The organism is Kosakonia beeri, assembly GCF_054165705.1.
The window spans coordinates 1159120-1179090 of sequence record NZ_CM135106.1 but is presented as its reverse complement, the minus strand read 5'-3'; the positions used below and the strand labels follow the sequence as shown (position 1 = coordinate 1179090).

At 52.6% G+C, this 19971-nt stretch carries 22 protein-coding genes and 1 other RNA gene; 14 read left to right on the top strand and 9 right to left on the bottom strand.

Features of this window, described 5'->3' with window-relative positions:
- Window positions 1–21: 21 nt before the first annotated feature.
- The 4 genes from trmD to ffh form a co-directional block, all read right to left on the bottom strand.
- A complete protein-coding gene (gene trmD, locus ACUY4S_RS05815; protein WP_312692649.1) occupies window positions 22–789 on the bottom strand; it encodes a tRNA (guanosine(37)-N1)-methyltransferase TrmD in 768 nt (255 codons plus the stop codon).
- 30 nt (window positions 790–819) lie between these two features.
- Window positions 820–1368, bottom strand: coding sequence for a ribosome maturation factor RimM (gene rimM / locus ACUY4S_RS05810; protein WP_312692739.1), 549 nt, complete (start codon window positions 1366–1368; stop codon window positions 820–822).
- Window positions 1369–1386: 18 nt separating this feature from the next.
- On the bottom strand, window positions 1387–1635 hold the full coding sequence (rpsP, locus tag ACUY4S_RS05805; protein WP_007370708.1) for a 30S ribosomal protein S16: 249 nt from the start codon (window positions 1633–1635) through the stop codon (window positions 1387–1389).
- Between the two features lie 251 nt (window positions 1636–1886).
- The gene (gene ffh / locus ACUY4S_RS05800; protein WP_312692643.1) at window positions 1887–3248 is read right to left on the bottom strand and encodes a signal recognition particle protein; all 1362 of its coding nucleotides are present in this window, start codon (window positions 3246–3248) and stop codon (window positions 1887–1889) included.
- A gap of 167 nt (window positions 3249–3415) precedes the next feature.
- Here ffh and ACUY4S_RS05795 point away from each other — a divergent pair, with 167 nt between their 5' ends.
- Both ACUY4S_RS05795 and ACUY4S_RS05790 read left to right on the top strand, forming a co-directional pair.
- Window positions 3416–4204, top strand: coding sequence for a cytochrome C assembly family protein (locus ACUY4S_RS05795; RefSeq protein ID WP_312692737.1), 789 nt, complete (start codon window positions 3416–3418; stop codon window positions 4202–4204).
- Between the two features lie 18 nt (window positions 4205–4222).
- Window positions 4223–5509 (top strand): HlyC/CorC family transporter, encoded by a 1287-nt coding sequence (locus ACUY4S_RS05790; RefSeq protein ID WP_312692735.1) that lies wholly within the window; start codon window positions 4223–4225, stop codon window positions 5507–5509.
- A gap of 84 nt (window positions 5510–5593) precedes the next feature.
- On the opposite strand, the gene grpE is transcribed toward ACUY4S_RS05790, so the two are convergent.
- Window positions 5594–6190: a nucleotide exchange factor GrpE gene (gene grpE, locus ACUY4S_RS05785; RefSeq protein WP_312692641.1), complete on the bottom strand. Its 597-nt coding sequence runs from the start codon at window positions 6188–6190 to the stop codon at window positions 5594–5596.
- A 122-nt stretch (window positions 6191–6312) separates the two neighbouring features.
- Between grpE and nadK the strand changes: the two genes are divergently transcribed.
- The 4 genes from nadK to ACUY4S_RS05765 all read left to right on the top strand — a co-directional run bounded on the left by nadK (window position 6313) and on the right by ACUY4S_RS05765 (window position 10006).
- Complete coding sequence (gene nadK, locus ACUY4S_RS05780; RefSeq protein WP_458023228.1) at window positions 6313–7191, top strand: NAD(+) kinase; 879 nt, start codon at window positions 6313–6315, stop codon at window positions 7189–7191.
- An 87-nt stretch (window positions 7192–7278) separates the two neighbouring features.
- Window positions 7279–8940, top strand: a complete 1662-nt coding sequence (gene recN / locus ACUY4S_RS05775) for a DNA repair protein RecN (protein WP_458023227.1) — start codon at window positions 7279–7281, stop codon at window positions 8938–8940.
- A gap of 148 nt (window positions 8941–9088) precedes the next feature.
- Window positions 9089–9430, top strand: a complete 342-nt coding sequence (bamE, locus tag ACUY4S_RS05770; protein ID WP_312692635.1) for an outer membrane protein assembly factor BamE — start codon at window positions 9089–9091, stop codon at window positions 9428–9430.
- A gap of 57 nt (window positions 9431–9487) precedes the next feature.
- Window positions 9488–10006, top strand: coding sequence for a ClbS/DfsB family four-helix bundle protein (locus tag ACUY4S_RS05765; protein WP_458023226.1), 519 nt, complete (start codon window positions 9488–9490; stop codon window positions 10004–10006).
- Window positions 10007–10012: 6 nt separating this feature from the next.
- Here the strand turns inward: ACUY4S_RS05765 and ACUY4S_RS05760 are convergent, their stop codons facing one another.
- Both ACUY4S_RS05760 and ACUY4S_RS05755 read right to left on the bottom strand, forming a co-directional pair.
- Entirely contained in the window at window positions 10013–10309 is a 297-nt protein-coding gene (locus tag ACUY4S_RS05760; RefSeq protein WP_312692631.1) for an RnfH family protein, read from the bottom strand.
- The gene (locus ACUY4S_RS05755) at window positions 10299–10736 is read right to left on the bottom strand and encodes a type II toxin-antitoxin system RatA family toxin (RefSeq protein ID WP_312692629.1); all 438 of its coding nucleotides are present in this window, start codon (window positions 10734–10736) and stop codon (window positions 10299–10301) included. The genes ACUY4S_RS05760 and ACUY4S_RS05755 overlap by 11 nt, the downstream gene beginning before the upstream one ends.
- 159 nt (window positions 10737–10895) lie before the next feature.
- On the opposite strand from ACUY4S_RS05755, the gene smpB reads away from it, so the two are divergent.
- Window positions 10896–11378 (top strand): SsrA-binding protein SmpB, encoded by a 483-nt coding sequence (gene smpB, locus ACUY4S_RS05750; RefSeq protein ID WP_312692627.1) that lies wholly within the window; start codon window positions 10896–10898, stop codon window positions 11376–11378.
- A 168-nt stretch (window positions 11379–11546) separates the two neighbouring features.
- Window positions 11547–11910, top strand: a transfer-messenger RNA (tmRNA) gene (gene ssrA / locus ACUY4S_RS05745).
- 386 nt (window positions 11911–12296) lie between these two features.
- Here ssrA and ACUY4S_RS05740 read toward each other — a convergent pair.
- Window positions 12297–14210, bottom strand: coding sequence for a methyl-accepting chemotaxis protein (locus ACUY4S_RS05740; RefSeq protein ID WP_458023225.1), 1914 nt, complete (start codon window positions 14208–14210; stop codon window positions 12297–12299).
- A gap of 496 nt (window positions 14211–14706) precedes the next feature.
- Here ACUY4S_RS05740 and ACUY4S_RS05735 point away from each other — a divergent pair, with 496 nt between their 5' ends.
- The 4 genes from ACUY4S_RS05735 (at window position 14707) to ACUY4S_RS05720 (ending at window position 17580) form a co-directional block, all read left to right on the top strand.
- Window positions 14707–15105: a DUF7079 family protein gene (locus tag ACUY4S_RS05735; RefSeq protein ID WP_458023224.1), complete on the top strand. Its 399-nt coding sequence runs from the start codon at window positions 14707–14709 to the stop codon at window positions 15103–15105.
- Window positions 15106–15232: 127 nt separating this feature from the next.
- The gene (locus ACUY4S_RS05730) at window positions 15233–15496 is read left to right on the top strand and encodes an XRE family transcriptional regulator (RefSeq protein WP_458023223.1); all 264 of its coding nucleotides are present in this window, start codon (window positions 15233–15235) and stop codon (window positions 15494–15496) included.
- A 73-nt stretch (window positions 15497–15569) separates the two neighbouring features.
- The gene (locus tag ACUY4S_RS05725) at window positions 15570–16808 is read left to right on the top strand and encodes an O-antigen ligase family protein (protein ID WP_458023222.1); all 1239 of its coding nucleotides are present in this window, start codon (window positions 15570–15572) and stop codon (window positions 16806–16808) included.
- Between the two features lie 19 nt (window positions 16809–16827).
- On the top strand, window positions 16828–17580 hold the full coding sequence (locus ACUY4S_RS05720) for a glycosyltransferase family 25 protein (protein ID WP_458023221.1): 753 nt from the start codon (window positions 16828–16830) through the stop codon (window positions 17578–17580).
- A 55-nt stretch (window positions 17581–17635) separates the two neighbouring features.
- Here the strand turns inward: ACUY4S_RS05720 and ACUY4S_RS05715 are convergent, their stop codons facing one another.
- The gene (locus tag ACUY4S_RS05715; protein ID WP_312692159.1) at window positions 17636–18010 is read right to left on the bottom strand and encodes a hypothetical protein; all 375 of its coding nucleotides are present in this window, start codon (window positions 18008–18010) and stop codon (window positions 17636–17638) included.
- 146 nt (window positions 18011–18156) lie between these two features.
- Between ACUY4S_RS05715 and ACUY4S_RS05710 the strand changes: the two genes are divergently transcribed.
- Together ACUY4S_RS05710 and ACUY4S_RS05705 are read left to right on the top strand one after the other, a co-directional pair.
- The gene (locus ACUY4S_RS05710) at window positions 18157–18702 is read left to right on the top strand and encodes a peroxiredoxin (protein WP_458023220.1); all 546 of its coding nucleotides are present in this window, start codon (window positions 18157–18159) and stop codon (window positions 18700–18702) included.
- Between the two features lie 32 nt (window positions 18703–18734).
- The gene (locus tag ACUY4S_RS05705; RefSeq protein WP_458023219.1) at window positions 18735–19967 is read left to right on the top strand and encodes a protein-disulfide reductase DsbD family protein; all 1233 of its coding nucleotides are present in this window, start codon (window positions 18735–18737) and stop codon (window positions 19965–19967) included.
- Window positions 19968–19971 lie beyond the last annotated feature (4 nt).

Below are 19971 nucleotides of genomic sequence, written 5' to 3'. Positions count from 1 at the left end.
GGGTAAACTGATATTGGGGGCTTACGCCGTCCCATCATGTTTCTGTTGCAGTTGTGCGTGTTCACGTTGGAACTCCGCCAGCAACCTTGCTTGCTCTTCAGTCAGAGCCAGGTTTTCCAGAAGTTCAGGTCTTCTAAGCCAGGTGCGGCCCAGCGACTGCTTCAAACGCCAGCGACGTATCTCAGCATGGTTCCCCGACAGTAACACTGCAGGTACTTCCATCCCTTCTAACACTTCAGGTCGGGTATAGTGTGGGCAGTCCAGCAACCCATCCGCAAAGGAATCTTCCGTTGCCGATGCTTCATGCCCCAGTACGCCCGGAATAAACCGGGAAACCGAGTCAATCAGCGTCATTGCTGGTAACTCACCACCGCTGAGAACGTAATCGCCGATAGACCATTCTTCGTCAATCTCGGTTTGAATTACGCGCTCATCTATCCCTTCGTAGCGACCGCACACCAGAATCAGTTTCTGATTGGTAGCCAGTTCGCTGACGCCCGCTTGATCAAGCTTGCGCCCCTGAGGCGACAGATAAATCACTTTGGCGCCTTCGCCCGCCGCGGCTTTTGCTGCATGAATGGCGTCCCGCAAAGGGTTCACCATCATTAACATCCCCGGTCCGCCGCCGTAAGGACGATCGTCCACGGTACGGTGCCGGTCATGAGCGAAGTCACGCGGACTCCAGCTCTGGATGCTCAGCAGGCCATTTTTTACTGCCCGGCCAGTTACCCCGTAGTCGGTAATCGCGCGGAACATTTCAGGAAACAGGCTAATTATGCCAATCCACATAGCGCCGTCTTTTACCGTATATCCGGAGGTTTAAAAACCAGGATCCCAATCTACTTCAATGGTTTGAGTAGTGAGATCGACTTTCTTGATAACCTGCCCATCGAGGAACGGAACCAACCGCTCCTTGATACCAAATGCATCTTTCAGGTTTGCCTTAATGACGAGCACGTCATTCGACCCGGTTTCCATCATATCGACGACTTTACCGAGGCTGTAACCTTCTGTAGTCACTACCTGGCAGCCCATAAGGTCTTTCCAGTAGTAGTCACCCTCTTCCAGTTCCGGCAACTGCGAGGAATCCACGAGAATTTCGCAATTCGTCAGAAGATTCGCGGCATCGCGATCGTCAACACCTTTCAGTTTGATGACGATATCCTGATTGTGGTAGCGCCAGCTTTCCAGCTCAATGCTCTGCCACTGACCCGCCTTCTGGATAAACCAGGGCTGATAGTCAAAAATGCTTTCGGCGTCTTCGGTGGAGGAAAACACTCTGAGCCAACCACGAATTCCGTAAGAAGAACCCAGTTTGCCAACAATAATTGGCTCAACGGGGACCGATGCGGCTTGTTGCTTGCTCATCATGACCACCGTGACAGATTAAGCTGCTTTCTGTGCTTCTTTGATCAGCGCGGAAACGCGATCAGAAACGGTAGCGCCCTGGCCAACCCAGTGCTGAATACGATCCAGATCCAGGCGAGTGCCTTCTTCTTTCTCGGAAGCGATCGGGTTGAAGAAACCAACGCGCTCAATGAAGCGACCGTTGCGTGCATTACGGCTGTCGGTGACAACAACCTGGTAGAACGGACGCTTTTTAGCGCCGTGACGTGCTAAACGAATAGTTACCATAACATCCTCTTGTGTGAATAAAACACCAGGCCCCATCGAGGAACGGAGCCCGGTGTCATATTAAAAGCCCGAAAATTTTACTCATTTTTTGCTAAAAAGCAATCGACAGTTACGAAACTGTGGGGCATGAGGCCATTGGCGTTACAGCCATCTTGATGCCGACATACACGCAATCACTCGTGCGTACGCACTGTACATGAGGATGGCGAACATACCCCGGAGCCAAAATGGCCAATTAGCCAGGCCGCGTATTATCGGCCAGGGAAGCCGGGCGGCATCATCCCTTTCATCCCGCGCATCATTTTCGCCATCCCGCCTTTCTTCATCTTCTTCATCATGCGCTGCATGTCGTCGAATTGTTTAAGCAGACGGTTCACATCCTGTACCTGCATACCGCTACCGGCAGCAATACGGCGTTTACGGGAGCCTTTAATAATGTCCGGGTTGGCGCGCTCTTTTAGCGTCATGGAATTGATGATGGCTTCCATGCGCACCAGCACTTTATCGTCCATTTGCGCTTTAACATTGTCCGGGATTTGCCCCATGCCAGGCAATTTACCCATCAGGCTGGCCATCCCACCCATATTTTTCATCTGGCGCAGTTGCTCAAGGAAGTCGGTCAGATCGAAACCGTCGCCTTTCTTCAGTTTGTTCGCCAGTTTCTCGGCTTGCGCGCGGTCAACTTTGCTCTCGATATCTTCGATCAGCGACAGCACATCGCCCATGCCGAGAATACGGGACGCAATACGATCCGGATGGAAGGGTTCCAGCGCTTCGGTTTTCTCGCCAACGCCGAGGAACTTAATCGGTTTGCCGGTAATATGGCGGATGGACAATGCCGCACCGCCACGCGCATCACCGTCAACTTTGGTCAGAACGACCCCCGTCAGCGGCAGTGCTTCATTAAATGCTTTCGCCGTATTTGCCGCATCCTGACCGGTCATGGCGTCGACCACAAACAGCGTTTCCACTGGCTTAATCGCCGCGTGAACCTGTTTGATCTCATCCATCATCGCTTCATCAACGTGCAAACGACCGGCGGTATCCACCAGCAACACGTCGAAGAATTTCAGTTTTGCTTCTTTCAGCGCGGCATTAACAATATCAACCGGTTTCTGCGCCACGTCAGACGGGAAGAACTCCACGCCAACCTGCTGCGCCAACGTTTCCAGCTGTTTAATCGCCGCCGGGCGATACACGTCCGCAGAAACCACCATCACTTTTTTCTTGTGCTTTTCGCGCAGGAATTTACCGAGCTTACCGACGCTGGTGGTTTTACCTGCCCCCTGCAAACCTGCCATCAGCACCACCGCTGGCGGTTGTGCGGCAAGGTTCAGACTCTGGTTCTCTTCGCCCATCGCCGCAACCAGTTCGTTACGTACGATTTTGACGAATTCCTGTCCCGGGGTCAGGCTCTTGTTAACTTCATGGCCAACCGCTTTTTCTTTCACGCGGTTGATAAAATCACGCACTACTGGCAGCGCGACATCGGCTTCCAGCAGGGCCATGCGCACTTCGCGCAGGGTATCTTTGATGTTGTCTTCAGTGAGGCGCCCACGGCCACTGATATTGCGCAGGGTGCGCGACAAACGATCGGTTAAATTATCAAACATGGTCTCTCGCCTGAGGTGTTACGATTGGCCGCCAGGGCGACGCATTACAGAATTTCCCGCAGTATAACATGAACACCAGGCTCCTGTATGTGATGCAACTGTTGGAGCAGCGGTCACGTGACGCTATACTGTTTTTCTTTCTTCTTCAGTCAACTGCCGACACCTATATGCCCGTTTTTGCTCTGATCGCTCTTGTTGCCTACTCCATCAGCATTGCGCTGATTGTTCCTGGCCTGCTCCAAAAAAACAGCGGCTGGCGCAGAATGGCCATTCTTTCAGCGGTTATCGCGTTGATTTGCCACGGCTTCGGGTTGAAGGAACGCATCTTCCCCGATGACGGTGGGCAAAACCTCAGCCTGCTCAACGTCGGCTCGCTGGTCAGCCTGATGATCTGTACGGTAATGACCATTGTCGCCTCTAAAAACCGCGGCTGGCTGCTGTTGCCTATTGTCTACACCTTTGCGCTGATTAACCTCGCTTTCGCGATTTTTGTACCGAATGAATACATTACGCATCTGGAAGCGACACCCGGCATGATGGTGCACATTGGGCTATCGCTCTTCTCCTACGCTACTTTAATTATTGCGGCAATGTATGCCCTGCAACTGGCATGGATTGACTATCAGTTAAAAAACAAGCGGCTGGCCTTTAGCAGCGAAATGCCGCCGCTGATGGTGATCGAGCGGAAAATGTTCCACATCACCCAGGTTGGGGTGGTCCTGCTTACGCTGACGCTTTGTACCGGGTTATTCTTTATGAAGAACCTGTTCAGCATGGAAAATATCGACAAAGCCGTGCTCTCTATCGTCGCCTGGTTTGTCTATATCGTCCTGCTGTGGGGTCACTACCACGAAGGCTGGCGCGGTCGTCGCGTCGTCTGGTTCAATGTTGCGGGCGCGGGAATTTTAACGCTGGCCTATTTCGGCAGCCGCGTTCTGCAAGAATTTCTGAGCTAAAAAACAAAGGAGTTCCCTCTGGAACACATCTCTACCACGACGCTGATCATTACCCTGGTCATTATGGTCGTGGTCTCGGCGTATTTTTCCGGTTCTGAAACCGGGATGATGACGCTTAACCGCTATCGCCTGCGTCATCTGGCTAAGCAGGGTAACCGTGCGGCCCGCCGCGTCGAAAAACTGCTGCGCAAGCCCGACCGACTGATAAGCCTGGTGCTGATTGGCAATAACCTCGTCAACATTCTCGCCTCGGCTATCGGCACCATCGTCGGCATGCGTCTGTATGGCAACGCTGGGGTCGCTATTGCCACGGGTGTGCTGACCTTCGTGGTGCTGGTGTTTGCCGAAGTGTTGCCAAAAACCATCGCCGCACTCTATCCCGAAAAGGTCGCCTTCCCGAGCAGCTTTTTATTGGCGCCGTTGCAAGTCATTATGTTGCCACTGGTATGGCTGCTAAACGGCGTGACGCGTGTGCTGATGCGCATGATTGGCATTAAAGCCGATGTCGTCGTCAGCGGCGCGCTCAGTAAAGATGAGTTACGTACCATCGTCAACGAATCCCGCTCGCAAATTTCCCGCCGCAACCAGGATATGTTGCTGTCAGTGCTTGATCTGGAAAAGGTCAGCGTGAATGACATCATGGTGCCACGCAATGATATCGTCGGGATCGACATTAACGACGACTGGAAATCGATTGTTCGTCAGCTTACCCATTCGCCACATGGCCGCATTGTGCTTTATCGCGATTCGCTGGACGATGCCATCAGCATGCTGCGCGTACGCGAAGCCTACCGTCTGATGACCGAGAAAAAAGAGTTCACCAAAGAAGTCATGTTGCGTGCTGCCGACGAAATCTACTACGTGCCTGAAGGTACGCCGCTGAGCGTACAGCTGGTTAAGTTCCAGCGTAATAAGAAAAAAGTCGGCCTGGTGGTGGATGAGTACGGTGATATTCAGGGGTTGATTACGGTGGAAGATATTCTCGAAGAGATTGTCGGCGATTTCACCACATCCATGTCTCCGGCGCTGGCAGACGAAGCAACGCCGCAAAACGACGGCTCCGTGATAATAGAAGGCGGTGCCAGCGTGCGCGAGCTGAACAAAGCGTTTAACTGGCGGCTGCCGGAAGACGAAGCCCGCACAATTAACGGCATGCTACTGGAAGCGCTGGAAGAGATCCCTGCCATCGGCACCCGCGTGCGTATTGAACAGTACGATATCGATATTCTCGACGTGCAGGACAATATGATTAAGCAGGTAAAAGTGATCCCGGTGAAAACCCTGCGCGAGAGCGTGACCGAATAAAAAACCACGCCCTCAGAGCGTGGTTTTGCGTCTGCGATTCCCCTTCGTTGCAAAAGAGGGGGAATCGCACCAACCGCCAGGCACTTACGCCTTTGCTTTGGCTACCGTGACCATCGCGGCGCGGATTGTACGGCCATTGAGGGTGTAACCTTTCTGCATGACGCCCAGAACTTTCCCGGCTTCCACTTCATCAGATTCCACCATCGCAATGGCCTGATGCACGTTTGGATCCAGAGGAACATTGGTATCGGCAATGACTTCAACGCCGAATTTCTTCACCACGTCCAGCATGGATTTCAGCGTTAATTCAATACCTTCAACCATGGGTGCCATGTCAGCGTTGTTTTTGTCTGCCACTTCCAGCGCGCGATCCAGGCTATCGACAACCGGCAGCAGTTCGTTGACAAATTTTTCCAGCGCGAACTTATGCGCTTTCTCAACGTCCAGCTCGGTACGGCGACGCAGGTTTTCCATTTCCGCTTTGACGCGGAGAACGGCTTCGCGCTCGCGGTTTTGCGCTTCGGCTAATTGCGTTTCAAGGTTCGCAATTTTCTCATCGCGCGGATCCACCTGCTCAACAGAATCGTCAGACTCAACAACGGCCTCAACGTCTTCGTGCTGTTCCATGATAATTTCTTCCGGGGCTTGCCCGTCAGGCGTTTTCTGTTCTTTACTACTCATGAATTTCTCCGCGTTTTTTTGCATTCATCTCGCTAACCTGGCTTATTATGGGGATCAGTTTCCGGGATTCAAGGGAACGTGACAGATTGTCATCATTCATTCGCCACAAGGACCAGCAGAAAATGACTCACCATTTCAAGTGTATTGGTATTGTCGGGCACCCACGCCACCCTACCGCGCTGACCACACATGAAATGCTTTACCGCTGGCTGAGCGCCAAAGGCTATGACGTCATTGTCGAACAACAGATTGCCCAGGAGCTACAGCTCAAAAACGTGAGAACCGGCACACTGGCGGAAATTGGCCAGTTCGCCGACCTGGCGGTGGTGGTCGGCGGCGACGGCAATATGCTGGGCGCAGCGCGCACACTGGCGCGATATGATATCAATGTTATCGGTATTAACCGCGGTAATCTCGGTTTTCTGACAGACCTCGACCCGGATAACGCCCAACAGCAGCTCGCAGATGTGCTGGAGGGGCATTATATCGCGGAAAAACGTTTTCTGCTGGAAGTCCAGGTCTGCCAGCAGGCGTGCCAGAAACGCATCAGCACCGCTATCAATGAAGTGGTGCTGCACCCAGGAAAAGTGGCACATATGATTGAATTCGAAGTGTATATCGATGAAGTCTTCGCTTTTTCCCAACGTTCAGACGGTTTGATCATTTCTACCCCGACCGGCTCTACCGCTTATTCGCTCTCGGCTGGTGGCCCAATCCTTACTCCGTCGCTGGATGCCATCACGCTGGTGCCGATGTTCCCGCATACGCTGTCTGCACGTCCTTTGGTGATTAACAGCAGTAGCACCATTCGTCTGCGCTTCTCTCATCGCCGTAGCGACCTGGAAGTCAGTTGCGATAGCCAAATCGCCCTGCCGATCCAGGAAGGCGAAGATGTCTTGATCCGCCGCTGCGACTACCACCTGAATCTCATTCACCCCAAAGACTACAGTTATTTCAATACCCTAAGCTCCAAACTTGGCTGGTCGAAAAAATTGTTCTGAAAATCATTGAACAACACTTTACTGTATATAAAACCAGTTTATACTGTATGAAAACACAGTTATGGTTTTTCATACAGGAAAGCAACCATGTTGGCACAACTGACCATCAGCAATTTTGCTATCGTTCGTGAGCTTGAGATCGACTTTCACAGCGGGATGACGGCCATTACCGGCGAGACCGGGGCGGGTAAATCCATTGCTATCGACGCGCTTGGGCTGTGCCTGGGTGGTCGGGCCGAAGCCGACATGGTGCGTGCAGGCGCTCCCCGTGCCGATTTGTGCGCCCGCTTTGCGTTGAAAGACACACCAGCCGCTCAACGCTGGCTGGAAGATAATCAACTGGAAGACGGGCGTGAGTGTTTACTTCGCCGCGTCATCAGCAGCGACGGGCGCTCCCGCGGCTTTATCAACGGCACAGCCGTTCCTCTTTCACAACTGCGTGAACTGGGTCAGTTGCTGATCCAGATCCACGGTCAGCACGCCCATCAGCTGTTGATCAAACCCGAACATCAGAAAACTCTGCTGGATGGCTATGCCGGTGAGTACGCACTCACTTTGCAAATGGCGGAGCACTACCGCGCATGGCATCAAAGCTGCCGTGAGCTGGCGCAGCATCAACAACAGAGCCAGGAGCGCGCTGCACGCGCGGAGTTATTGCACTACCAGCTGAAAGAGCTCAATGAATTTCATCCGCAGCCTGGCGAGTTTGAACAGATCGACGAAGAGTACAAACGGCTGGCAAACAGCGGGCAGTTGCTCTCAACCAGTCAGCATGCGCTGAACATTCTTGCAGAGGGCGAAGAGATGAATTTACAAAGCCAGCTGTATACCGCCCGTCAGCTGCTGACGGAGCTGGCGGGCATGGATACTCGCCTCTCCAGCGTGCTGGATATGCTGGAAGAAGCCGCCATTCAGGTGAGCGAAGCCAGTGATGAACTCCGTCACTACTGTGACCGTCTGGATCTTGATCCGAATCGTCTCTATGAACTGGAGCAACGCCTCTCGCGTCAAATTTCGCTGGCCCGCAAGCACCATATCAGCCCCGAAGAATTGCCGCAGTTCCACCAGTCACTGCTTGATGAGCAACAGTTGCTGGACGATCAGGCCGATTCGCAAGAAACGCTGACGCTGGCTGTCAGCAAACATCACCAACTGGCACTGGCCAGCGCACAGCAGCTACACGAGCAGCGTGTGCGATATGCTAAGGAATTGAGCCAGTTGATCACCGAAAGCATGCATGCGCTCTCTATGCCGCATGGCGTATTCGACATCGATGTGTCATTTGATGAACGTTCGTTGACCGCAGAAGGCGCCGACCGCATTGAGTTCCGCGTGACCACGAACCCCGGTCAGCCGTTGCAGTCCATTGCCAAAGTCGCCTCGGGCGGCGAACTGTCGCGCATTGCGCTAGCTATTCAGGTGATCACCGCCCGTAAAATGGAAACCCCGGCACTGATTTTCGATGAAGTAGATGTCGGCATCAGCGGCCCGACTGCCGCCGTAGTTGGCAAGCTGTTGCGTCAGTTGGGCGAATCGACACAGGTCATGTGTGTAACTCACCTGCCGCAAGTGGCGGGCTGTGGGCACCATCATTTCTATGTGAGTAAAGAAACCGACGGCGCGATGACCGAAACCCATATGCAGCCACTGGATAAACGGGCCCGTTTGCAGGAGCTGGCGCGCCTGTTAGGCGGCAGTGAAGTGACAAGAAATGCACTAGCGAATGCGAAAGAGCTGCTGGCAGCGTAAACTTTTTCGCGTTCTCAGGGTCAGACTTCCCGACAAAATCGACAACAGACCAGGCCGCAGAGGTTTTAAACTGGCGAAAGGTCTATTATCATCGGCATATTACATATGAGCCACGTATTGTTCGGGCCCGAAAAGGAATCAAATCACTATGCGCTGTAAAATGCTGACTGCTGCCGCAGCGGTTCTCCTGATGTTGACCGCTGGTTGCTCTACTGTAGAACGCGTGGTTTACCGCCCTGATATCAACCAGGGGAACTACCTGACCCCTAACGATGTCTCCAAAATCCGCGTTGGCATGACGCAACAGCAGGTTGCTTATGCTCTTGGCACTCCAATGATGACCGATCCATTTGGCAGCAACACCTGGTTCTATGTGTTCCGCCAGCAGCCAGGCCATGAAGATGTCAGCCAGCAAACCCTGACGCTGACCTTCAACAGCAACGGCGTGTTAACCAATCTGGATAACAAACCCGCTCTGACCAAACAGTAATACCGCAACCACAGAAAGGTACCGAAAGGTACCTTTTTTATTTCCAGGGAGGAAATAATGGCTGTACCGCAAAGCAAAAACGAACTGCTGGCCTCAATGACGAAATCCTGGCTTAGTTTGCAGAAGAAACTCGATCGCCTGCCCACAGAAACCGTATTTACCCCTCTGCTCGAAGGCCATGCCGCCGGCACCACGATGAGCCCTGCAAACCTGGTCAGTTATTTACTCGGCTGGGGAGAGCAGGTGCTTTACTGGCATCAACAGGAAGCAGCAGGAGAGGAAATTGATTTTCCGGCAACGGGATTCAAATGGAGCGAGCTCGGCAGGCTGGCGCAAAAGTACTACCATGATTATGCAGAAATCACCGACTGGTTAATACTGCGCGCAAAGCTGGAGCAGTGCTATCAGGCGCTGGTAACACTGGTAGAAGGCTACAGCAACGAAGCACTTTATCTGCAACCGTGGTACGGCAAATGGACCCGGGGGCGAATGATCCAGTTTAATACGGCCTCGCCCTGGAAAAACGCCGCTTCGCGCCTGAACCCCCTGCTAAAAGCCAACACAGCGGCGAAGTAAGCAGAATCATTTTTTTGCGCTGGCGGCTTTTTCTGCACGCTGGCGACGCAGCTCTTTCGGATCGGCGATCAGCGGGCGGTAAATCTCAACACGGTCACCATCACGTACGGCGTCGTGAAGCTTCGCCGGTCGACTGTAAATACCGACTTTATTGACGTTCAAATCGATATCGTCGCGCAGTTCAAGCAGGCCCGAAGCCACAATCGCCTGTTCAACGGTCGCCCCTTCTTCCAGCATCACTCGCTGCAAATACTGTTTTTCCGGCAAGGCATAAGCCACCTCAACGGCGATTTTACCCAACACGGTAAACCTCTTTCGCGCGATGGGTAAAAGCCTGCACCATATTCGCGGCCAGCTCTTTAAAGATGCGCCCAAAGGCGAGTTCAATCAGCTTATTGGTAAATTCAAAATCCAGCTGGAATTCAATGCGGCAGGCGTCGGCGCTGAGCGGCGTAAACTTCCAGCCGCCCATTAACGATTTGAAAGGCCCATCGACCAGATGCATCAAAATGCTCTGGTTCGCGGCCAGCGTATTGCGGGTTGTAAAGGTCTTACTGATCCCGGCTTTAGAGACATCCACCGCTGCAGTCATTTGCGTCGGCCCGGATTCCAGCACCCGGCTTCCGGTGCAGCCTGGCAAAAACTGCGGGTAAGATTTCACATCGTTCACTAACTGATACATTTGTTCCGCGCTGTAAGGTACCAGCGCAGTCCGGCTAATCTGAGGCATTAGGGTTTTCCGCGTTCACACAATCACCAAATAATAACATTTCCCCAGGATGAAAGGAAAACGCTAAGCCGGAACTCATGCTAAGATAACGCGTTAAACCTCACAGGACGCAATGAGGTCAGTTTCAGATATCAGATTACCGGATGGCTTTACGACACTATGACGAAGAAAAAAGCACATAAACCAGGCTCAGCCACCATTGCGCTGAATAAGCGCGCCCGCCACGAGTACTTTATCGAAGAGGAATTTGAGGCCGGGCTTGCGCTGCAGGGCTGGGAAGTTAAATCCTTGCGCGCGGGTAAAGCAAACATTGGCGACAGCTACGTGATTCTGAAAGACAGCGAAGCCTATCTGTTCGGCGCTAACTTCACACCACTTACGGTCGCTTCCAGTCACTATGTTTGCGACCCTACCCGCACACGCAAACTGCTGCTTAACCAGCGCGAACTGGACACCCTCTACGGGCGCATCAACCGTGACGGGTACACCGTCGTGGCACTCTCCCTGTACTGGAAAAACGCCTGGTGCAAAGTCAAAATCGGCGTGGCGAAAGGGAAGAAACAGCACGATAAGCGCACCGATCTTAAAGAGCGCGAATGGCAGCTGGATAAAGCTCGCATCATGAAAAACGCGGGTCGCTGATGCCCCGTCCCCGCCCTCTCACGCCGGGAGAGGGCATGATTTCCTCGCTTTTCTTGACTGTGTTTACTCCTCTGTTCATTTTGCTCCCCCCATCCCCTAATAAAAACGCCACGACGATATGGACTGGTGTGCTGCATCATAAAAGTGTTATACTCGCTTCACACTTTTGGGGCTGATTCTGGATTCGACGGGATTCGCGAAACCCAAGGTGCATGCCGAGGGGCGGTTGGCCTCGTAAAAAGCCGCAAAAAAATAGTCGCAAACGACGAAAACTACGCTTTAGCAGCTTAATAACCTGCTTAGAGCCCTCTCTCCCTAGCCTCCGCTCTTAGGACGGGGATCAAGAGAGGTCAAACCCAAAAGAGATCGCGCGGATGCCCTGCCTGGGGTTGAAGCGTTAAAACTAATCAGGCTAGTTTGTTAGTGGCGTGTCCGTCCGCAGCTGGCAAGCGAATGTAAAGACTGGACTAAGCATGTAGTACCGAGGATGTAGGAATTTCGGACGCGGGTTCAACTCCCGCCAGCTCCACCAAAATTCTCCATCGGTGATTACCAGAGTCATCCGATGAAGTCCTAAGAGCCCGCATGGCGCAAGCCCTGCGGGCTTTTTTGTGCCTTGAATTTGTCCCGCGAAGTCCGAAGAGAACTAATTACATCCGAACCTTTTAGGCCCATTGATAGGCCCAACGAAAAGCTCTATTGTTTTCGTTGGGCCTAAACGCAGGGAGACTCCCCATGGCGTAAATAGACCTGTTTTAGTTCCATGCTTTTTTTGAGATCCCGGCCAGCTGCCCCTGGCCCAAAATCAGTGCAGTGCTAAATCAGAGACCTTCGTCTTTCTCTGCTCCCCCAAACAAAACAAAAGCCACTCCTAAGAGTAGCTTTTATCATTAACACAGCGCTGCGCAGCGGTGAGGATCAGAACGATTCCCAGTCTGTCCCACCGCTTGTGGAGGCGGCTGGTCGCAGGGTTGCCCCGGCTGGTTTCGCTGCGGGTTTGTATTTCGCCTTCTCTGTGCTGGTGCCCAGTCGGAACACCGAAATAAGCTGTGCCAGTTGATCGGCCTGCTGTTCGAGTGACGATGAAGCGGCAGAAGACTCCTGCACCAGCGCAGCGTTCTGCTGGGTGGTGGAGTCCAGCTCCGTCACCGCTTTACCGATCTGGTCAATGCCCCGGCTCTGTTCTTCCGACGCATCGGAGATTTCATTCATAATGCTGCTGACGTTGGTGACGGAGTTAACGATCTGCTCCATGGTGTCACCGGCTTTGTTCGCCATTTCAGAGCCGGTAAGCACGCGTTGCACGGATTCTTTTATCAGCCCTTCGATTTCCTTGGCGGCCTGCGCGCTGCGTTGCGCCAGGCCCCTGACCTCACCGGCCACGACAGCAAAACCCCGGCCTTGTTCGCCTGCGCGTGCCGCTTCAACGGCCGCGTTCAGCGCCAGGATATTGGTCTGGAAAGAAATACCATTTATGACGCTGATGATTTCGGTAATTTTGTTGGAGCTTTCGGTAATGGCATTCATCGTGCTGACCACGTCCCAGACGATCTTCCCACCGGAACGGGCATGCTCAGCCGCCACCACCGCAAGCTGGCTGGCATCGCGCGCATTATCTGCGTTACGTTTCACGGTTGAGGTCAACTCTTCCATGCTTGCAGCCGTTTCCACCACCGCAGCAGATTGTTCCTCTGTGCGGGATGCCAAATCCGTATTGCCCGCAGAGATATCCGATGATGCATTTGCCACGTGAATGACAGACTCCTTAATTTGGCTGATCATCTCGCGAAGTTTTTCGTTCATCACGCCCATTGCCATCGTCAGGCGACCGAGTTCATCTTTCGATTGCGGCTCAATCACGGCTGTCAGGTCGCCTTCAGCGATACGTTCAGCCAGCGTCAGGTTGTGTTTTATCTGGCGCGTCATCTGGCGGGTCAGCAACCACGCGACCAGCAAACCAGTGATCACTGCACAGACAGCAACCAGCCCCATAATCAGCATGACACGCTGAATAATATCGAGGTTCTTTTGGGTCTGGCCTGTCACCAAATGGGTGGTGACGGTGTTGATTTTTTCAGCAACTCCCGTGAGGTCGGTTGCCGCTTTTTGTGACTGGCTCAGCGCAGTCGCATAAGCAGCGACGTTTTCCTGCATACCTTTAAGAAACACCTGCACCATCTGTTTGTCTTCGGCGGTAATGGCCTGGTTCTCTGCGCCGATCAGTTTTGTAACGGCATCACGTTCGGTCGCAAAAATATCCTTGCCGCGCTGGCCCGCAGAGGACTGGATTTCATAAGCGGCTACCCAGATGTTATTAAGATGAGTAAGTAATAGGATTTCATCTTTGGAAATAGCGTCCTGCTGCGCAAGACGGGCACTGAATGTATCAAGCTGTTTTTTCAGGTCTTCTGTCGTGAGTCGCTGTAATTTTTCAACGGTCACTTTTTCCAGTTTGACAAAATCATCGCGAGAGCTGGCATAAAGAGGGATCGTGCTGCGCAATTCATCAAACATCACCCGCGCATCGCTGTCCCAGGTAAAGTTGAGGCCCCCTATGGCTTTTTGGTCCATCGCTTCAATGGCATCTCTGTTGGCCTGAAGGGCTTTTTCGTCATGATTGATTTGGTATGTCAGACGATTGCGTCGTGCGGTATTGAGTTGATCGCTGATTTCATTAATTAATTTTCCCTTTAAGGCATGATCGCGAATAGTGTCGGACTGTTGAATACTGATAAGTGAAGAGAGGATGATAATAATGATTAATATTGCAAAACCGCCAAACAGCTTCGCTGCAACGGGCAGGTTTTTAATCGATGGTAACAGCTGGGCCATAAAGGTATCCTCAGTAATATTTCTTTATTTTCAATACTCAGTGTCATTTCAAGCACATATCTGATTGCAGATGCCTGTTTTACTTATTAGGAGAATCAGGAGAAATCAGTTATCAGATCGTTTATCGTCAGCGATGCGAAAATACTTAATGTAAATATGAAAAATATGATCCACACGATCAATTTATGGATTATATAAAAGTCGTTGCATTCATTATGTGAACACGCCAAGAAGCGTAATAATCATGATCGTGGTAATCATGATTCAGCAAACCTTTTTAAATATTGCCCTGTGACGTTAAATATATCCCTCCGCTCAATTGAAATTTATTAATAACCATAGCGTTTGTTATCCTGTTAGCCGATGCGAACGTATAGCATGTAAGCGGTGCCTCTGTCATAGCACAATAAATGGCGATTTATCGGCTCACCTCTATTTACGAAGCCGTGCTCATCGGCTATATGAACGATTTACGAAAGCAGGCGAGGGAGAAGAAATGCACCTGACAGAACGCGAACTGGCTGCACGCACGCCCGTCTGGCATGCCCTCTCAACGCTGTTTACCGCACGCGAGCTGCAGGATTATGACTATCAGTGGATGGCGCGTACCCTTAACGCGTCCGGAATGAGCCGGGAAATCATCTGGATGATCCTGGATGAGGAAGTTGCCCCGGCCCTGCAGGCTAATCTTCTTTATAATCCCACCCCGGAGCTGGACGGCTGGTCAGAAGAGGAGAGCCAGCAGCTCATTACGTCATATATTTGTAGAAAACCGACATGGATCGAGCGGATTATTCCGCAGCGGATATTGCACAAGCAACGGCGGAAATATATTTATCGTGAAGTCAGCCGGCTCGCTATGGAGATGGAGAAAACGAGAAATACACACGGGTGATGGCCAGATAACCTGCTAATTTTCGTAGCGTTAAGAATAATCTGAATACTTGAAAGATAGCCCCCAAAGGGCTATCGTTACGCCCCGAACATATTGACGGCTGCGGCCCATCACCAAAAGTTGGACCATGAAAGCACTCGCGCGTTACACCCCACCGGCGCCCCAGGATCTGGCGAGTTTAAAACAGCAGCTGGGTTACACCGGCGATCAAATGGCAGAGCTGGCTGGTGTCGCCGGTAACAGTCAGTGGCGCAAATACACTGGCGGAAAATCTCCCCGCACCATGTCACCGCACATCCTTTTCTTTATGGCGGCCCAGTTGGCGCTTGATGAGCAAGAATTATCCCGCGTACTCAATAAGATGAAGGAAATTGGGGCGACCGTCGTATGATTATCGGAATGCATGTTCTGATGCTACATTTTTGTTTCTAATCAGTAAGATGAATACATTTAAAGAAGGCATTATGGAAAAACCAGCAACTATGGCAAATATCGAGAAATACGTTTATTTGCTCGCATTTGCACTCCTTGTTTTAGTGCTGCCAACGGGGTTTCTTCACGAAAAAACAGCGCGGATCCTCTTCTACTGGAGCGGTTATCTCTCCGCGACAGGCCTGCTGCTTAACCTGGCGATGAAACAGTGGACCCGCGATAAAAATGCCCTCGCCCGGCTGTTTATGCTGTTGACGTTGCTTTTTGCCGTGTGGTCGGCGCTCTCATCCTGGATCAGCCACGATCCCTCATCAGAGTTGCTATTTACACCGGCGAAACGCTGGTTTATTGCCTCAGCGATTGCCTGTTACCTGATAAGCTTTAACCGCCATTTACCTGCCGATACGCTCAGAAAAACGACCCTCGCAGCGATGACGGTCGCCTTTGTTGCTGCAAGCGCTTACGGCATTTATCAGGGCATTACCACGCAGGATCGCATCTTTTTGGGCATTAACCGGGCAACGTTAACCGCATATGCCTACAGCGCATTTGCGCTGGCGTACTCGTCGCTACTGATCAGCACCCTGCAGCACCGCGCTAAATATGCGCTTCAGGCGTTGCTGTTAATTATTTCCACGTATGTCGTGATCCTGACCCAGACCCGCGCCGCGATTGTCATCCATCCCCTGCTTGGCCTGATGTTGATCGCGGTGTCGATGTATAAAGACAAGCTGCTGAGCGTCAAAATTATCCTTGCCGCCTGCATCGCCCTCGTGGCGGTAGTCGCAGTTAACCATAAAATGTTGACCACCCGACTCGACTCAACGCTGCAGGATATCCAGGCATATAACAATGGCTGGGACTACACCTCGTTAGGGGCACGCTTCAGCATGTGGAAGGTGGGTATTGTCGCCTTTAAAGAGTCGCCGCTGGGTCAAAGTGAGTCGCACCGTAATAACGCCATTACGCAATATCTGGCGGAGAAAAATATAAAATCCAATGCGGCAGATTATTTGACCATTCACTTACATAACGAATTTATTCAGTATGCCTCGCTGTTTGGTGTGTTTGGCATTCTTATTTTAGCGTTCTTTTATTACTCATTGATTTGCAAAATCAGCACGCCAAAAGTGGTGGGGCCGGTGGCGCTGGCCTCATTCTCAGCCTTATTGTACGGCGCGACAGATGTGGTTCTGACCTCGATTGAATATGTTGTGATCCTCTCAACGACGCTGACATTGAGTTACCTTGTTATGGCACACAGAAAATAAAAACAATAATGGTTACGGAATGAAAACCTATATTATTAGCCTGAAACACTCAGAGGAGCGGAGACGGTCAGTCTCCGCGCAGGCCAGCGAATTACAGCTGGATTATGCGTTTATTGATGCCGTTAACGGCCGGGATATTCCCGCTAACGTTCTGGGATTTTTACGAAAAAAAGAGAGTTACGCCATCACGCCTGGCGAAATTGGCTGTTCTATGAGCCACCTTCTGGCCTATGAAAAGTTACTGAACTCGACAGATGAACATGCGCTGATCCTCGAAGATGACGTACTCATCCCGGCGGATATAAACGAGCGACTGGCCCGGCTGGCGGCGCATATCAAGGGCGATAAACCCTATGTATGCCTGCTCTCAAAGGTAAACCAGTACTGTAAAAAACCGCTAATGCTGCTGGCAGAGAAAGATGCTCTGCACCATGTTTATAACGCCGCTTTCTCTCATGCGTACGTTATTAACAGAAAAGCGGCTAAAAACCTGCTGGATAACCTGTTCCCGGTCTGGTGTGTTGCCGATCAATGGTCAACGTTTAAAGACTTCGGGCATATTCATCTGCTGGGGGTCATTCCGGCATGTATTAATACCCACCCGGAGTTTGAAAAAATCACCACTATTGCCGATCGCGACGGTGACGCCATACAGCAGCAGAAAAAGCAGGCCTGGAAGCATATTTACGCCAACAGGCCCCTCAAGGAAAAGCTGAAAAAAGCCGCACATCTGTTATTAAGACGGCCCTTTATAAAAATCGTCAAACACTGACGCATCGCCGTAAAAAACCCGTCTGCTGGCGGGTTTTATTTAGTGTACTCAGCCATTACGTCGTGCTACGGCGCTTCTCCTGCGCCGCCCTGACCAGAGCCTGATGCAACTGCCCAACGCTAAGATCGCGGATTACCGGTTCAGGAATACCGCGCAGCCACCCAATCAAACGCCCGATACCCAGTAGATCCAGGCCTTCGCCGCCAAACAGATACTCGTTTTCCCCCAGCGAGAAGGTCTTGCGGTACCCCTCCTCTTCCGTACAGAGCACCACATCAAAGGCGTCGGCGATCTCCTCCAGCAGATCAACGCCATCGTAACCGGTGACGCCCAGATCGGCTTCCAGCCAGGTATTCTCATGAATGGGTTGACGCCGGCAGCCCGTGAACTCGCGGATAAAGTCAATCACCTGAGGCAAGGAAGGTTCCATTTATTCAGCACCGTTGTTGTGGCTTTGCTTAATACTTTATCAGCATAGCGCGGAGCGCAATTTTTTTTACCCGCCGCGAAACTTTCCCTGGCCTGCCAGCGAACTGTAGATGTGTGTTAATGACCTTAAGCCAACTGGAGCGCAACATGACACCAAAACTCGTTCTTAGCCTGACTACCGCCGCTCTGCTGAGCGTTGCCACTGCCCATGCTGCCCTGCCCGCAGGCGCACAAGCGCCGGACTTCACCCTGCAAGGCGCGCTGGCGGGTAAACCGTTGACCTTCTCCTTGCAAAAGACCCTGCAAAAAGGCCCGGTGGTGCTCTACTTCTTCCCGGCGGCATTCAGCAAGGGGTGTACCATCGAAGCCCACGCTTTTGCAGAAGCCACCGACGATTTCAAAAAACTGGGTGCGACAGTCATTGGCGTAACCGCCGGGAATCCCGATCAGGTGGATGCGTTTTCTAAGCTGGAATGCCGCGACAAGTTCACCGTCACTGCCGATCCTGGCGCGAAAGTGGCCACCCAGTACGAAACACTGATGCAGATGAAAGGCAAAACGCTCTCCGATCGCACCTCATTTGTGATAGCGCCCGATGGCAAGATCCTGCTGAGCTACACTGACAGAAATCCGGAAACGCATATCCAAAAAACGATGGAAGCGGTGAAACAGTACGCCAACACGCATTCGTAATGCGCCATGACTAACCCGATCAGAGAATCACTATGCTGACCGCCATGCTCGCCGCCTTCGCTGGCGGCATTATTCTCAACTTAATGCCCTGCGTATTCCCCATCATTTCGTTGAAAGCGCTGGGCCTGTTACGCCATACGCAAAACCCGGCGCAGGTGCGTAAAGAGGGAATTGGCTTCCTGCTGGGAAGCGTGGTAACCATGATGATCCTCGCCGGGATCTTGCTGGCACTGCGCGCAGGCGGCACCGCTGTCGGCTGGGGATTCCAGCTCCAGTCACCGCTGGTGATCGCCTTTCTGGCACTGGTGATCCTCGGCGCCGCGCTGAACCTGCTCGGCGTGTTTGAAGTGGGACTTTCTCTGCAACGCGCCGGCGAGATCCCGCTGGAACGGGGCGCATTTCTTCGCGCCACGCTGACCGGGGCGCTTTCCATTATCGTCGCAACGCCCTGTGCCGCGCCGTTTATGGCTGGTGCCATTGGCTACGCGCTGGTGCAGCCGCCCGCCGTGGCGCTGGCTGTCTTCTTTGCCCTGGCGCTCGGTTTTGCTGCGCCCTTTAGCCTGATTTCGCTATTCCCGGCGCTGGGTAAATGGCTGCCGCGTCCTGGTGCCTGGATGGCGACGCTCAAACGCGGGCTGGCCTTCCCCATGTTTGGCGCCTTCGGCTGGCTGGTATGGGTTCTGGCGCAACAGGCTGGCACTACCGCGCTGGCGGCGATCCTCGCGGCGGCGGTGGTAACGAGTTTTGCTGCCTGGTTGTACGGCATGGCGCAACAGCGCCGCTTTGCCGGGCGCGGGTACAAAGTGCTGTTTGCGATCACGGCTGCCTTGCTGTTGGCCGCGATTGTGCCGCTGCCGTCTGTGGTGAACACCCGTGCGCCGCTTGCTGCTGCGCAAACCGCACAGCATGTCGACGAAGTGAAATGGTCACCGCAAACCGTCGCCGAAAATCGCGGTCACGGTAAGGCGATTTTTGTTAACTTCACCGCGTCCTGGTGTATCACCTGCCAGGTGAATGAGCGCACCTCGCTCTCCACGCAGACGGTAAAAGATGCGCTGGCACAGACGGGCGCACTCTACATGGTTGCCGATTCGACCAAATTTAATGCTGACATTGATGATGCGCTCAACGACCTGGGACAGGGCAGTCTGCCGCTGTATGTGGTCTACCCGGCAGATGGCAGCGCGCCGACAATTTTGCCGCAGGTGCTAACGCCCACCATTGTGGTCAATGCGTTGACTGAGGCCAGCGGGAAAAAAAGCTAAAGGC

What these genes read in the sequence shown, in the direction of transcription:
- ffh (WP_312692643.1), bottom strand. Translation starts at nt 3,248, where the DNA reads ATGTTTGATAATTTAACCGATCGTTTGTCGCGCACCCTGCGCAATATC.
- smpB (WP_312692627.1), top strand. Translation starts at nt 10,896, where the DNA reads ATGACGAAGAAAAAAGCACATAAACCAGGCTCAGCCACCATTGCGCTG.
- grpE (WP_312692641.1), bottom strand. Translation starts at nt 6,190, where the DNA reads ATGAGTAGTAAAGAACAGAAAACGCCTGACGGGCAAGCCCCGGAAGAA.
- ACUY4S_RS05710 (WP_458023220.1), top strand. Translation starts at nt 18,157, where the DNA reads ATGACACCAAAACTCGTTCTTAGCCTGACTACCGCCGCTCTGCTGAGC.
- ACUY4S_RS05715 (WP_312692159.1), bottom strand. Translation starts at nt 18,010, where the DNA reads ATGGAACCTTCCTTGCCTCAGGTGATTGACTTTATCCGCGAGTTCACG.
- recN (WP_458023227.1), top strand. Translation starts at nt 7,279, where the DNA reads ATGTTGGCACAACTGACCATCAGCAATTTTGCTATCGTTCGTGAGCTT.
- ACUY4S_RS05795 (WP_312692737.1), top strand. Translation starts at nt 3,416, where the DNA reads ATGCCCGTTTTTGCTCTGATCGCTCTTGTTGCCTACTCCATCAGCATT.
- ACUY4S_RS05730 (WP_458023223.1), top strand. Translation starts at nt 15,233, where the DNA reads ATGAAAGCACTCGCGCGTTACACCCCACCGGCGCCCCAGGATCTGGCG.
- bamE (WP_312692635.1), top strand. Translation starts at nt 9,089, where the DNA reads ATGCGCTGTAAAATGCTGACTGCTGCCGCAGCGGTTCTCCTGATGTTG.
- trmD (WP_312692649.1), bottom strand. Translation starts at nt 789, where the DNA reads ATGTGGATTGGCATAATTAGCCTGTTTCCTGAAATGTTCCGCGCGATT.
- rimM (WP_312692739.1), bottom strand. Translation starts at nt 1,368, where the DNA reads ATGAGCAAGCAACAAGCCGCATCGGTCCCCGTTGAGCCAATTATTGTT.
- ACUY4S_RS05765 (WP_458023226.1), top strand. Translation starts at nt 9,488, where the DNA reads ATGGCTGTACCGCAAAGCAAAAACGAACTGCTGGCCTCAATGACGAAA.
- ACUY4S_RS05720 (WP_458023221.1), top strand. Translation starts at nt 16,828, where the DNA reads ATGAAAACCTATATTATTAGCCTGAAACACTCAGAGGAGCGGAGACGG.
- ACUY4S_RS05705 (WP_458023219.1), top strand. Translation starts at nt 18,735, where the DNA reads ATGCTGACCGCCATGCTCGCCGCCTTCGCTGGCGGCATTATTCTCAAC.
- ACUY4S_RS05725 (WP_458023222.1), top strand. Translation starts at nt 15,570, where the DNA reads ATGGAAAAACCAGCAACTATGGCAAATATCGAGAAATACGTTTATTTG.
- ACUY4S_RS05740 (WP_458023225.1), bottom strand. Translation starts at nt 14,210, where the DNA reads ATGGCCCAGCTGTTACCATCGATTAAAAACCTGCCCGTTGCAGCGAAG.
- rpsP (WP_007370708.1), bottom strand. Translation starts at nt 1,635, where the DNA reads ATGGTAACTATTCGTTTAGCACGTCACGGCGCTAAAAAGCGTCCGTTC.
- ACUY4S_RS05755 (WP_312692629.1), bottom strand. Translation starts at nt 10,736, where the DNA reads ATGCCTCAGATTAGCCGGACTGCGCTGGTACCTTACAGCGCGGAACAA.
- nadK (WP_458023228.1), top strand. Translation starts at nt 6,313, where the DNA reads ATGACTCACCATTTCAAGTGTATTGGTATTGTCGGGCACCCACGCCAC.
- ACUY4S_RS05735 (WP_458023224.1), top strand. Translation starts at nt 14,707, where the DNA reads ATGCACCTGACAGAACGCGAACTGGCTGCACGCACGCCCGTCTGGCAT.